Source organism: Nocardia sp. NPDC058176 (genome assembly GCF_042883805.1).
Classification (GTDB): domain Bacteria; phylum Actinomycetota; class Actinomycetes; order Mycobacteriales; family Mycobacteriaceae; genus Nocardia.
In genome coordinates this window covers 411,465-424,252 of the sequence record NZ_JBHVVA010000002.1, presented here as the reverse complement: position 1 = coordinate 424,252, position 12,788 = coordinate 411,465, and the positions used below count along the sequence as shown (strand labels likewise).

Sequence of the window (12,788 nt, the reverse complement as noted above, 5' to 3'; positions counted from 1 at the left end):
TGTCTACTCGCGTCCGGCCGAGGTGAACGACATGTCGGCGTACCGGTTGCCCGCCACCTGACCGGCGATCGGTTCCAGCGTGGCCAGCTCGTCGGCGGTGAGCCGCACCGTCGCCGCGGCGACGTTCTCGGCGAGCCTGGTGCGCTTACGGGTGCCCGGGATCGGCACCACCGGCAGGTTGTGCACCGCGGCCCTGGCGTGCACCCAGGCCAGCGCGGCCTGGGCCTGGGTGATGCCGTGCGCCTGCGCGATCGCGGCCAGCGGGGCGAGCAGTTCGGCGTTGTGCTCGGCGTTGCCACCGGTGAAACGCGGCTGGAAGTTGCGGAAGTCCTTGTCGCCCAGCTCGTTCGCGGAGCGGAACGAACCGGTGAGGAAACCGCGGCCCAGCGGCGAGTACGGCACGAACGCCACGCCGAGTTCGGCCGCGGCGGGCACCGCGGTGCGCTCCACATCGCGCGAGAACAGCGACCACTCCGACTGCACGGCCGCGATCGGATGCACCGCGTGCGCGGCGCGCAGTTCCGCGCCGGTCACCTCGGACAGGCCCAGCGCGCGCACCTTGCCCGCGGCGACGAGTTCGGCCAGCGTGCCGACGGTGTCCTCGATCGGGACGCTGGTGTCGCGGCGATGCACGTAGTACAGGTCGACGGTGTCGATGCCGAGCCTGCGCAGGCTGGCGTCGATCGCGGCGCGGATGTAGGCGGGGGAGTTGTCGAAGCCGCGGTAGGACGGGTCCTCGGCCTTGCGCACGATGCCGAACTTGGTGGCGATCACCAGCTCGTCGCGATTGGCCCGGACGAAGTCGGACAGGAATTCCTCGTTGTGGCCGGAGCCGTAGATGTCGGCGGTGTCGAACAGGGTGACGCCGAGTTCGAGCGCGTGGTCGAGGGTGGCGCGCGATTCGGCCGGATCGGTCTCGCCGTAGAACTCGCTGATGCCCATGCAGCCGAGGCCCTGCACGCCGACCAGCGGGCCGTCGGCGCCGAGGGTGGTGGTCGGCAACGTCGCGGTGGTGCTCATGTGTGTCCGGTTCCTTCGCTCGTGTGCGCGGTGGCGGGCCGCACGACCTCGGATCTGCCCTCGTAGACGGCGATCTTGTAGTCGAGTACGGCCACGGTCTTCTGCAGTTCCGCGATCTTGTCGAGCACATCGGCCCTGGTCTGGCGAAACATCGCCAGCCGGGCCGGGTAGGTCTGTTCGCCCGCCCGCACCAGTTCGGCGTAGCGGATCATGTCGGCCACCGGCATGCCGGTCAGCCGCAGGCGGGCGATCAGCTCCAGCCATTCCAGGTCACGGTCGCTGAACCGGCGCTTGCCCGCGTGGTCGCGGCCGATGTAGTTCATCAGCCCGATCCGCTCGTACCAGCGCAGCGTGTCGCGGCTGAGGCCGGAACGGTCGGCGGCCTCGCCGATCGAGTACTTCGGCAGCTCCCTGTCGTCGTAGCTCGATGCGGCCGGTTCGACCTGTGGATCCATGTGTGCTCGTCCCTTCCCGTGGAACCCCGTCGACGCTATCCACCTGGAGTGCACTCCAAGCAAGACTTATTCTCCGGGACGAGCCGAATTCAGTTGTAGTTCGGCAGTTCCTGCACGGCCCACTTGTTGCCGTCGGGGTCTTTGAAGAACGTGAAAAGCCCCCAGCCCATGTCCTGCACCGGGGTAGCCTCGACACCGGCCGCGACGAGCTGTTCGTAGGCCTTCTGGGCGCTCTCGACGACCACCTGCATGCCCTCGACGCTGCCCGGCGCGGCCTCGGTGATGCCGCGCCCGATACAGATCGAACACCCCGAGCCCGGCGGGGTGAGCTGCACGAACCGGATGTCCGGGCTCGGGGTGTGGTCGTGATCGGCGTTGAAGCCGATACTGGTGTAGAAGTCCTTGGCCCGATCGACATCGGTGACCGGGATGGCAACGAGTTCGATTTTCCAATCCATGCCCGACAGCATGGCACCGGGGACCGACAGAAACGTAGTGTGGATCACATGGCTGGTAAGGACATCGACCGCATCAGGGCCCGCTCGGCTTGGGAAACGGTCAAGGAGAGTCCCGTGATCACCGCGATCGCGGTGGCTCCGGTGGTACTCGTACTCGCGGTGGTGTGGTGGCTGACGAACGGATTCGTCGCCTTCCTGCTGCTCGCGCTGCTGGGGGTCGGCATCGTCGTCGGCGGCAAGCTGCTCAAGTAGGCCGCCCCCGCGCTCAGCGCGGGACGTGGAAATACGTGAGTTCGCCCGTTCCCGGGTCGAGCTGTGCCCAAGGCCGGTCGAACTCGAGCACGGCCAGCGCCGAGGTGGGGAACTTGCGGCTCAGTTCGGTCGCCTGATCGGAGTCCCGATTGGCGGCCAGTTCCCAAGCGGTCCACGGGATCCCGGGCACATGGCCGACGACGAGCAGGGTGTCGATCGCGTCGTCGGTGAGCTGGATCAGCTCGATCAGCGTGTGCGGATTCGCCTCGTAGATGTCGTCGGTGTACTCCACCGGCGCGGTGATGCCGGTGGCGGCGAGGGTCTGTCTGGTGCGCTCGGCGGTCGAGCAGCGCACCGCGTCGACCGGCGGCATCGTGGCCCGCAACCAGGCACCGGCCAGGCCGGCTTCGCGCTCGCCACGCGGGGCGAGCGGGCGGGCGTGATCGCCCACGCCGTCGGGGTAGGCCGATTTTCCGTGCCGCATCAGGATCAGGGTCGCCGCCATGAGAACACCGTAATCCCGGGCGCGGGTGAGGTCGCGGTCACACTCGAGGCACACTGAAAGCTACGTCACCATAGATGTGTTCGTGGCCTACCCGCCGCGGGCCCGCTGCGGTGCACGTCTCGAGCCACCGACCACATATTTCGAGGATCTGCACCTATGGCCTACGTCATCACGCAGCGTTGTTGCAACGACGCCAGCTGCGTCACCGAGTGTCCAGTCGACTGCATCCGTCCGACCCCGGATCAGCCGGAGTTCGCCACGGCCGAGATGCTGCACATCGACCCCGACACCTGCATCGACTGCGGAGCCTGTGTCGACGCCTGTCCGGTGGACGCCATCTTCCCCGAGGACGATCTGCTCGCCTCGCTGGCCAGGTATCGCGAGATCAACGCCGCCTACTTCCAGCGCCACCCGCTGGAGTCCAACTTCGACCCGCTGGCCACCCCCACGCGCCCGCCCAAGACCCTCGGCACCCTGCGGGTCGCGATCGTCGGCGCCGGTCCGGCGGCCTGCTACGCCGCCGACGAACTGCTCCGGCGCAGCGATGTCGAGGTCGAGATGTTCGACCGGCTGCCGACCCCGTGGGGCCTGATCCGCGCGGGCGTCGCCCCCGATCACGCGGGCACCAAGGGCGTGGCGAACATGTTCGACTCCGCGTTCCGCCGCGACACCCTGCAGTACTACCTCAACGTCGAGGTGGGCGAGCACATCGATCACCAGGAACTGCTCGACCATCACCACGCGGTGATCTACGCCGTCGGCGCCTCCGCCGACCGCAGGCTCGGCGTGCCCGGCGAGGACCTGCCGGGCAGCCATTCGGCCACCGAGTTCGTCGCCTGGTACAACGGGCACCCCGATTTCGCCGACCGCGAATTCGACCTGTCCGGCGAGCGCGCGGTGATCGTCGGCAACGGCAATGTGGCGCTCGATGTCGCCCGCGTGCTCACCGTCGACCCGGACGAGCTCGCCAAGACCGACATCGCCGACCACGCGCTCGACGCCCTGCGGCGCAGTAGCATCCGCGAGGTCGTCGTCCTCGGCAGGCGCGGCCCGTTGCAGGCGGCCTACTCCTCGCCGGAGTTCCTGGCGCTGACGCACCTGAAGGGCGTCGACGTGATCATCGATCCGGCCGAGCTCGAGCTCGATCCGCACAGTCGCGCGGTCTACGACGACCCGGACACCGAGCCCGCGTTGCGCCTGAAGTACCAGCTCGCGCAGGAGTATTCGACCGCGCCGCGCGATCCGGCCAACAAGCGCATCATCTTCCGCTATCTGGCCACGCCGACCGCGGTGCACGGCACCGAGCGCGCCACCGCGCTCGAGTTCGCGCACAACGAATTGACCGAGGAGAACGGGCAATTGGTGGCCACCGCCACCGACCGCACCGAGACCCTCGACACCGGACTGGTCCTGCGCTCGATCGGCTACCGCGGCGTGCCCGTCGCCGGGCTGCCCTTCGACGAGCGGCGCGGCACGGTGCCCAGCGAGCACGGGCGGGTCATCGACGCGACTGAGCCGGTGCCGGGGGTGTACGTGTCGGGCTGGATCAAGCGCGGCCCGCGCGGGGTGATCGGCTCCAACCGGGTCGACGCCGAGGAGACCGTGGAGGCGGTGATCGCCGACTTCATCGCGGGCAAGCTCACCGCGCCCAGCGGTGACCGGGCCGCGCTGCAGGCACTGCTCGCGCAGCGTCAGCCCGATCTGGTCGACCGGAAGGGCTGGAAGACCATCGACCAGGCCGAGAAGACCGCGGGCAAGGCGGCGGGCAGGCCGCGGGTCAAGTTCGCCACCCGCGCCGACCTGCTCAAAGCCGCGAAGGGATAGCGGGAGGTCCCGGTCTCCGCGGATCCGAAGCGGGGGCCGGGGCTATTCCGGCAGCGGCATGATCCGCACGACGGTCGTGGTGATCCCGCCGACCACGAACCACAGTCGCAGCACCGGGCGCCCGGTCGGGTCGCCCGGTTCGTAGCGGGCGCGCACGGTGATGTGCTCGCGGGCGAGCACCGGGGCCACGTACTCGATCACCGCGCGGTGCGGTCCGGCGACCAGCTTCGGGAAGTCGACCAGATACTGCTCGACCGCCTGCCAGTAGCAGGTGTTGTTGACGTGGTTGAACTGGTCGATATCGGTCGCGCGGACCGGGAACGGCAGGTCGGTGTCGGATTCGCGCGGGGCCGGATCGGTGAGATAGGGCCGCCAGCGCAGTCGGTGCTCGTCGGTGGATCGGGCCAGGTAGGCCAGGCCCTCGTCGCTGATCCGGGAGGGCAGATTGCTCGACTCGCTGAGGTTGATCCAGAAACCCTCGGTCTCGATCAGCCCGCCGCCCTCGCTGGTGATCCGCACCCGCATGTTCGTCCAGCGGGTGGACATCGACGAGCACCAGCGGGTCAGGTGCACCTGGTCGGGCCAGATGACCGGGCGGATCACGTCGATGACGGTGCGGCGCACGATCCAGGTGGGGTCGCTGCGGTGCAGCGCGGTCTGGTGCAGTTCGTCCCAGGCGATGTCTTGCAGGTAGCGCGCCACGGCATCGAAGCGCAGCCGGTGATACGGATCCACGTCGCCAGCCCGGACGGGCCACGCCGTGGCGAAACCCGTGCCCTCCTGGGGAAGCGGGGCCAGTGGCTGATCGAGTGACACTTGTGCTCCTTGCGCGGCTCACCAGGTGTGCCACGACTTCTTGCGTAGTTCCGCACACGACTTTACGGGGCGCAGATCACACCCTCGCGCCGAGTGCGGACCAAGCGGTACCAGGTGCGGGTGACAGCTGGGGCCCCGGCGTCGTTGTCACACATGACAGACCCCACCGGCGGCCGGTAGCCTGCAGGAATGGGCGCCGGGTCGATGGCAGGCTCGATGTTCGGGCGCTATGAATTGCGCAGGCTCCTCGGAGTCGGCGGTATGGGGGAGGTCTACGAGGCCTACGACACCTCCAAGAGTCGTACCGTCGCGCTCAAGATGCTCAATCGGGAGCTGGCCAGGGACCCCGTCTACGTCCAGCGGTTCCGCCGGGAATCGCACGCGATGGCGAGTGTGCAGGAGCCGCACGTCATTCCGGTGCACGACTGGGGCGAGGTCGACGGTGTGCTCTACATCGACATGCGCCTGGTCAAGGGCTCCGATCTCAAGGAGCGACTGCAGCGCCACGGCAGCCTGACCCCCGGTGAGTCGGTGCAGGTCGTCGAGCAGATCGCCGCCGCGCTCGACGCCGCGCACGAGGCCGGGCTGGTCCATCGCGACGTGAAACCGGCCAACATCCTGCTCACCGGCAACCTGTTCGCCTATCTCGTCGATTTCGGCATCGCGCACACCGCCACCGATCCGCAGCTCACCAACACCGGCAGCGCGGTCGGATCGATGGCCTACATGGCGCCCGAGCGATTCGAGAACGCCCCGCTGACCCCGGCGGTGGACACCTACGCGCTCAGCTGCGTGCTCTACGAGAGCCTGGTCGGCCGGGTCCCCTTCCCGGTCAACAGCCTCGCCGGCGCGATCGGCTCCCACCAGATGGCCCCGCCACCCCGGCCGAGCACCGTCGACCCCGCCCTCGCCCCCTTCGACCCGATCATCGAACGCGGCATGGCCAAGCGCCCCGAACAGCGCTACGCCACCCCCGGCGACCTGTCCCGCGCGGCCCGCGGCGCCCTGATCCAGATCGAACGCAACGCCCCCGCCACCGAGCCGGGCCCCCAGATCGACCGCGCGATGATCGCCGCCCGGGGTACTGGTGACCAGCCGCATGGGGTGAGTCAGCCGCATGGCATGAATCGGCCGGACGGCACGAGTCAGCCACATGGGAGAAGTCAGCCGCTCGGCACAAGCCAGGACCACGTCACGGGTCAGCCGTATGGGGCCGTCCAGCCGCACGGGACGGGCGAGCCGATGCCGGGGATCGGTCAGCAGCCGCCGGGTGCGAGCCAGTCTTTGATGAAGGGCCAGCCGCCGACAACAGTGCGGCAGTCAGGCGCGGGTCAGCCGTTGGGTCATGGGCGGACGGGGGACGTGCCGGCTCTGGGTACGGTGCCGCAGACGGGGTTTGGGGGGACCGGGGTGCAGGCCGGTGGGTATTCGAATCCGTCGGTGCCGCTGCCGGTTCCCCCGCAACGTAATTCGTCGACGCCGATTTTGGCGGGGGCGCTCGGGGCGTTGATCGTGGTCGCGGTGGTCGGGGTGGCCGTGTGGATCATGTTGAGCATCAACGGCAGCGAGCAGACCGTGGCCGAACCGCCGTCGACCACGGACGTCGCGCCGCCGTCGCCGGTGATCGAGACGGTCAGTCAGACCGTGCCGACTCCGGACGGCACCGCCGCGCCGCCGCCGTCACCGCCGAAAACTACGGTGCCACCGCTGAACTCGAGCGTCTCCGATGCCGACGACCAGGGCTTCCTCTACGGCGGTCCGCGCTGCAACGACAACGATGCCGCGATGACGATCGCGCGCACGTCCGCTTCCCGCCTCGTCATCTGCCGCACCGGCGCCGGCCGGTACTACTACAAGGGCGCCAGGGACAGCGACGGTGACGGACTCGAACTCGACGATCCGGTGCCCACCGGCGGCGGCGGTTTCACCGCGACCAATCCGGTCGACGGCACCCGGTACCAGATCACCTCGGCCGGGCTGACGATCGTCAGGGACGGCACGGTGCTGGCCAGCGAATCGATGGCCGAATTCGCCTATCGCTGACCCGGCCGCCGGGTTATGTTAACGGGCATGCGCGCAGCACAGGTCGGCAAGTTGGATGGTCCGTCGGCGATCGAGATCGTCGACCTGCCCGAACCCGCGATCTACCCCGGTGGGGTGCTGATCGATGTGCACGCCGCGGGGATCGCCTTCCCCGACGTGCTGATGACGCGCGGCCTCTATCAGATGAAGCCGGGCCTGCCCTTCGTCGTCGGCGGCGAGGTCGCCGGTGTGGTGCGCGAGGTGCCGGAGGGCTCGTCCCTGCGCCCCGGTGCGAGGGTGGCCGCGCTGACCATGCTCGGCAACGGTGTCGCCGAGACGGCTGTCGCGCCCGAGCACGCCGTGTTCGAGCTGCCGGACAATGTCTCGCTCGAGGCGGGCGCGGGCGTGCTGTTCAACGATCTCACCGTGCACTTCTGCCTCACCAAGCGCGGCAGGCTCGCCGAGGGCGAGACGGTGCTGGTCCACGGCGCCGCGGGCGGTATCGGTACCTCCACCCTGCGCATGGCCAAGGCGCTGGGCGCGGGCCGGGTGATCGCGGTGGTGAGCACCGAGTCGAAGGCCCAGGTCGCCAAGGCCAACGGCGCCACCGATGTGGTGCTCACCGAAGGCTGGCTGGCCGCGGTGAAGGAGCTCACCGGCGGTCGCGGCGTCGACATCGTCCTCGATCCGGTCGGCGGTGACCGGTTCACCGACAGCATCCGCTCCCTGGCCGGTGGCGGCAGGCTCCTGGTCGTCGGTTTCACCGCGGGCGAGATCCCGACCGTGAAGGTGAACCGCCTGCTGCTCAAGAACGTCGAGGTCGTCGGCGCCGCCTGGGGCGAATGGGTGATGAGTCACCCCACCTACCTGGCCGAACAGTGGGCCGAGGTCGCGCCCCTGCTGGCCTCGGGTGCGATCCCCGCCCCGGACCCCGTCCTCTACCCCCTCGACCGGACCGCCGACGCCGTCGCGGCGCTGGACGAGCGGACCGCCACCGGCAAGGTGGTGGTACAGCTCCGGTGACGGCGTCCGTGAAGGGGAGCCGCATGCCGCTGTCGAACCGGGTGCTGAACCGGACTCTGCTCGCGCGCCAGCACCTGCTCGAGCGCTCGACGCTGACCACCGCGCAGATGTGCGAGCACCTGATCGGCCTGCAGGCCCAGGACGTGCCACCGCCGTTCGTCGGCCTGTGGAGCCGCATCGAGAACTTCGACCCGGCCACGGTCACGACCGGTCTCGACGACCGCACCCTGGTCCGAATCACCCTGATGCGCGGCACGATTCATCTGGTCACCCCACCCGACGCGCTGCGCATCGCCCCGCACATCCAGCCGGAACTGGAGAAGGTGCCCTTCCGCAAGGGCTTCAACTACGGCGCGATGGTCGGCCTCGACCCCGACGAGGTGCGCGCGCACGGGGAGGCCGTCCTCGGCGACGAGCCGATGTCGACCGCCGACCTGCGCGTCGAGGCCGAAAAGCGCTACCCCGACCGCGATCCCGGCCATGTCGTGTCGACCTGGCTGTACCTGCTCCCGGTCCTGCAGACCCCACCGCGCGGCCGCTGGCGTGACAACAGCAGGCCGGTCTGGTCCCGGGTGGAGCCGTGGTTGGGCGCCCCACTCGACCCGACCTACCCGGTCGCGGAACTCATCCTGCGCTACCTGCGTGCCTTCGGCCCGGCCTCCACCATGGACATGCAGACCTGGTCGCGCCTGCCCGCGATGAAGAAGGCCGTCGCCGAGCTGGGTGATCGCGTCCGCACCTACACCGACGAGCGCGGCCGCACCCTCTACGACGCCGCCGACCTGGAACTCGCCGACCCCGATCGGCCCGCGCCCGTGCGCCTGCTCGGCTGGTACGACAACGCCCTGCTCTCCCACCAGGACCGCTCGCGCATCGTCGCCGAGCTCGACACACCCCCGCCGCGCGCCGCGACCACCATGACCTCGCCGGTGCTCATCGACGGATTCGTCGCCGGTCTGTACAAGGTCTTCGTGAAGTCCGGCGCCGCCCGGCTGCGCATCAGCCCCGGCCGTGCCTGGACGAAAACCGAAGCCGCGCAAGTGGAATCGGAAGCCTCCGCCCTGCTGACCTTCCTGGAACCGGAGTCCGAGCCCCGCGTCGAGATCCTCGCCCCGGGCGCCGACCTGCGCCCGTGACCCGGCGTTCCGTATCGCGCCGAGACCGGCTTTCCGGCGCTGACCTCCCCGTGACACGGCTTTAACGTCGAAGCAACACCGGCTTCCTATCGTCGATCCCACGACGTTCATGGCTGCAACGGACGACGTGCCGCGCTGAATCCGGCGGGCGAACCAGCCGCATCCCGAAAGAGGTGCGCGCATGGGAACCCCCGCGTCCGTCGTCATCACCGATGTCACCATCTACACCGAGCAGGGCTGGGCGCCCGGCGAGGTCGTCGTCCGCGACGGTGTGGTCGTCGCCCTGTCAGCCGGTCCCGAACACGCTGATCTGCCGCGGTTCGACGGCGGCAGCGGCTATCTGCTGCCCGGCTTCGTCAACACCCACACCCACCTGCAGCAGGCCGTGCTGCGGGGCATCGGCGAGGGCCTGCCGCTGCTGGAGTGGTTGCGCTGCGTCGGCGAGCGCACGGTGGCCGCCACCCCGGAGCAGACCTATCTCTCGGCGCTGGCCGGTGGTCTCGAGCTGTTGCGCAGCGGCGTCACCACGGTGGTCGAGCACATGTGGCCCAGCCCGTCCGACGAGGTCCACCAGGCGATGATCCGTGCCCTGGACGAACTCGGCATTCGCGTCGTGCTCGGCCGCGGCATCGCCGACCGCGCCGACATCACCCGCAAATGGGGGCTCGATCCACGCCTCATGCAGCCCCTGGGCGAGGCGCTGGCCCACGTCGACGAGCTCGACAAGCAACTGCTCGGCACCCGCATCACGACCGCCCTCGCGGTTCCGAACCCGCGCTGCCTCACCCCTGAGGGCATGGCGACCACCCGCGAGTACGCGAAGGCCACCGGCAAGACGGTATCGATACATGTACTCGAGACCACCACCGACGACGACATGTGCCGATTGCATGCAGGCGCCTCGGCCGTCGACTACCTCGACGCCAGCGGCTTCCTCTGGGACCGCACCCTGGCGGTGCACTGCGTGAACCTCGACGCACACGGCCGCAAGGTCTTCGCCGAGCGCGGTGTCGCCGTCTCCTACAACCCGGTCTCCAACATGCGCCTCGGCAGCGGCGTCGCCCCGATCCCGGAGATGCTCGCCGCCGGCATCGACGTCACCCTCGGCGTCGACGGCGCGGCCAGCAACGACACCCAGGACATGCTGCTGGCCTTGCGCTTCGGCGCATACCTGCAGCGTGCGGCCAACAAGCAGGCCGACCTGCTCGGCTTCGACGCCATGTTGCGCATGGCCACCGGCGCCGCAGGCCGGGTCCTTGGCCGCCCCGCGCACACCGGCATCGCGATCGGCGACCGCGCCGACCTCACCCTGGTCCGCTTCGACCGCGACTTCGCCTGCCTGCCCGTCCTCGACCCCAGCGCCACCCTGCTCACCGCCGCGTCGCCGCGCGTCATCGACACCGTGTGGGTCGACGGCGAGGCCGTGATCCGTGACGGCGCCAGCACCCGAGTCGACGCCCACGATCTCGCGCAACGCCTGATCCGCATGCGCTGATTGTTAATGCGCCAGAAACGAACAACACATTGCATGTAATCCACTCAGTACAGACTGAACGCAATCAGAAGTTGCACGCAACATCGACATACCGCAGGAGAAGGTGATCACGGTGACGCTCTACGACACGGTGAACGACGCCGACGCGCGGACGCTGCTCTCCGGCCTGGAGGTCTCCTTCGCCGGGGTGAGCAAGCGCTTCGGCGGTCACGGCGATGCCGAGGGCACGCTGGCCCTGACCGACATCGACCTCGACATCCGCGAAGGCGAGTTCGTCGCGGTGGTCGGCCCGTCCGGCTGCGGCAAGTCCACGCTGCTGCGCCTGGCCGCCGGACTCGAGCCGGTGACCGACGGGGCCGTCGCGGTGCGCACGAACTCGATCGGCTTCATCTTCCAGGAGGCCACCCTGCTGCCCTGGCGCAAGGTGCGCCGCAATGTGGAACTCTCGGCCGAACTGGCCGGGGTCGACCGGGCGGTGCGCCGCGCGCGGGTCGACCGGGCCATCGAGGCCGTCGGCCTGGCCGATTTCGCGAACAAACTGCCCAACCAGCTCTCCGGCGGCATGCGCATGCGCGTCTCGCTGGCCAGGGCGCTGTCGCTGGAACCGCGGCTGATGCTGCTCGACGAGCCGTTCGGCGCGCTCGACGAGATGACCAGGCTGAACATGCAGGAAGAGCTGCTTCGCCTCTACCGCGACAACGCCTTCACCGCGCTGTTCATCACCCACTCGGTGTCGGAGGCGGTGTTCCTCGCCTCCCGCGTGGTGGTGATGTCGGCGCGTCCGGGCCGCATCCACGAGGTGATCGACGTCGACCTGCCCTACCCGCGGGAACGGGAGCTGCGCTTCGAACCCGCCTTCACCGAACTCGTCTCGCGAACCTCGCGCTCGTTGAAAGAGGCTGCCTGATGGTCAGTATCGTGGCCCGCCCCGCCGCCCCTGCCTCCGCTCCCGCCGAACCCCGGCCGAAGGCGCCGCTGCCCGTCGCCCAGTTGCGCAAGTTCGGCAGTTCCCTTGTCGCGCCGATTGTTTCGATCACCCTGGCCCTCGCGGCCTGGTACGCGGTGTCGATGCTGGTGCTCAGCGAGAGCCGCCGGTTCCTGTTGCCGCCGCCGCACGTGGTGTTCAGCGAATCGCTGGCCGACCCCGCCAAACTCGGGGTGATGCTCGAAGCGCTCGGCGTCACCGCCAGGGTCGCGATCACCGGCCTGCTGCTCTCGGCCGTGCTCGGTGTCGCCATCGCGGTGCTGATGAGCCAGGCCAAGCCGATCGAGAACGTCGTCTACCCGTATGCCGTGGTGCTGCAGGCGATTCCGGTGCTCGCGGTGGTACCACTCATCGGCCTGTGGCTCGGCTACGGCTTCGCCGCCCGCACCACCGTGTGCGTGCTGATCGCCATCCACCCGATCATCGCGATGACGCTGTTCGGCATCAAATCCGTCGACGCCAATCTGCAGGAACTGTTCACCCTCGGCCGGGCCGGGCGCGTGCGCAGGCTCTGGTCGCTGCAACTGCCCGCCGCGCTGCCCTCGACCCTGACCGGTTTGCGCACCGCCGCCGGGCTCTCGGTCACCGGCGCCATCATCGGCGACATGTTCTTCGCGCAGGGCAAACCCGGTATCGGCACCCTGCTCGACACCTACCGCGCCCGCCTGCAATCGGAGGACCTGATCGGCGCGCTGCTACTGGCCGCGCTGTTCGGCGTGCTCGTGTTCACCGTATTCACCGTGGTGCAGAAGGTCAGCGTCGGTCGCTGGCACAACTCGGCCAACTAGCTCGCCCAG

The 12,788-nt window shown here is 69.2% G+C and carries 13 protein-coding genes; 8 read left to right on the top strand and 5 right to left on the bottom strand.

Annotated features, from left to right (window positions below):
• Window positions 1–3 precede the first annotated feature (3 nt).
• The 3 genes from ACFVVM_RS14380 to ACFVVM_RS14370 form a co-directional block, all read right to left on the bottom strand.
• Entirely contained in the window at window positions 4–1,020 is a 1,017-nt protein-coding gene (locus tag ACFVVM_RS14380; RefSeq protein ID WP_387617523.1) for an aldo/keto reductase, read from the bottom strand.
• Window positions 1,017–1,475 (bottom strand): MerR family transcriptional regulator, encoded by a 459-nt coding sequence (locus ACFVVM_RS14375; protein WP_387617521.1) that lies wholly within the window; start codon window positions 1,473–1,475, stop codon window positions 1,017–1,019. Before ACFVVM_RS14375 ends, ACFVVM_RS14380 begins: the two co-directional genes overlap by 4 nt.
• Before the next feature lie 89 nt (window positions 1,476–1,564).
• A complete protein-coding gene (locus ACFVVM_RS14370) occupies window positions 1,565–1,933 on the bottom strand; it encodes a VOC family protein (protein WP_387617519.1) in 369 nt (122 codons plus the stop codon).
• A 48-nt stretch (window positions 1,934–1,981) separates the two neighbouring features.
• On the opposite strand from ACFVVM_RS14370, the gene ACFVVM_RS14365 reads away from it, so the two are divergent.
• Entirely contained in the window at window positions 1,982–2,185 is a 204-nt protein-coding gene (locus ACFVVM_RS14365; RefSeq protein WP_071930502.1) for a hypothetical protein, read from the top strand.
• A gap of 13 nt (window positions 2,186–2,198) precedes the next feature.
• Here ACFVVM_RS14365 and ACFVVM_RS14360 read toward each other — a convergent pair whose 3' ends face one another.
• Complete coding sequence (locus tag ACFVVM_RS14360; RefSeq protein WP_387617517.1) at window positions 2,199–2,690, bottom strand: SixA phosphatase family protein; 492 nt, start codon at window positions 2,688–2,690, stop codon at window positions 2,199–2,201.
• Between the two features lie 156 nt (window positions 2,691–2,846).
• Here ACFVVM_RS14360 and ACFVVM_RS14355 point away from each other — a divergent pair, with 156 nt between their 5' ends.
• A complete protein-coding gene (locus tag ACFVVM_RS14355; protein WP_387617515.1) occupies window positions 2,847–4,514 on the top strand; it encodes an FAD-dependent oxidoreductase in 1,668 nt (555 codons plus the stop codon).
• 42 nt (window positions 4,515–4,556) lie between these two features.
• Here ACFVVM_RS14355 and ACFVVM_RS14350 read toward each other — a convergent pair whose 3' ends face one another.
• Window positions 4,557–5,330 (bottom strand): acyl-[acyl-carrier-protein] thioesterase, encoded by a 774-nt coding sequence (locus ACFVVM_RS14350; RefSeq protein ID WP_387617513.1) that lies wholly within the window; start codon window positions 5,328–5,330, stop codon window positions 4,557–4,559.
• Window positions 5,331–5,519: 189 nt separating this feature from the next.
• Between ACFVVM_RS14350 and ACFVVM_RS14345 the strand changes: the two genes are divergently transcribed.
• The 6 genes from ACFVVM_RS14345 to ACFVVM_RS14320 all read left to right on the top strand — a co-directional run bounded on the left by ACFVVM_RS14345 (window position 5,520) and on the right by ACFVVM_RS14320 (window position 12,779).
• Window positions 5,520–7,373: a protein kinase gene (locus tag ACFVVM_RS14345; RefSeq protein WP_387617511.1), complete on the top strand. Its 1,854-nt coding sequence runs from the start codon at window positions 5,520–5,522 to the stop codon at window positions 7,371–7,373.
• 27 nt (window positions 7,374–7,400) lie between these two features.
• Window positions 7,401–8,375 (top strand): NADPH:quinone oxidoreductase family protein, encoded by a 975-nt coding sequence (locus ACFVVM_RS14340; RefSeq protein WP_387617509.1) that lies wholly within the window; start codon window positions 7,401–7,403, stop codon window positions 8,373–8,375.
• A 23-nt stretch (window positions 8,376–8,398) separates the two neighbouring features.
• A complete protein-coding gene (locus ACFVVM_RS14335) occupies window positions 8,399–9,511 on the top strand; it encodes a winged helix DNA-binding domain-containing protein (RefSeq protein WP_387617507.1) in 1,113 nt (370 codons plus the stop codon).
• Window positions 9,512–9,692: 181 nt separating this feature from the next.
• Complete coding sequence (locus ACFVVM_RS14330) at window positions 9,693–11,006, top strand: amidohydrolase family protein (protein WP_387617505.1); 1,314 nt, start codon at window positions 9,693–9,695, stop codon at window positions 11,004–11,006.
• A gap of 112 nt (window positions 11,007–11,118) precedes the next feature.
• Complete coding sequence (locus ACFVVM_RS14325; protein WP_387617503.1) at window positions 11,119–11,913, top strand: ABC transporter ATP-binding protein; 795 nt, start codon at window positions 11,119–11,121, stop codon at window positions 11,911–11,913.
• Entirely contained in the window at window positions 11,913–12,779 is an 867-nt protein-coding gene (locus ACFVVM_RS14320) for an ABC transporter permease (protein ID WP_387617501.1), read from the top strand. The genes ACFVVM_RS14325 and ACFVVM_RS14320 overlap by 1 nt, the downstream gene beginning before the upstream one ends.
• Window positions 12,780–12,788: the final 9 nt, after the last annotated feature.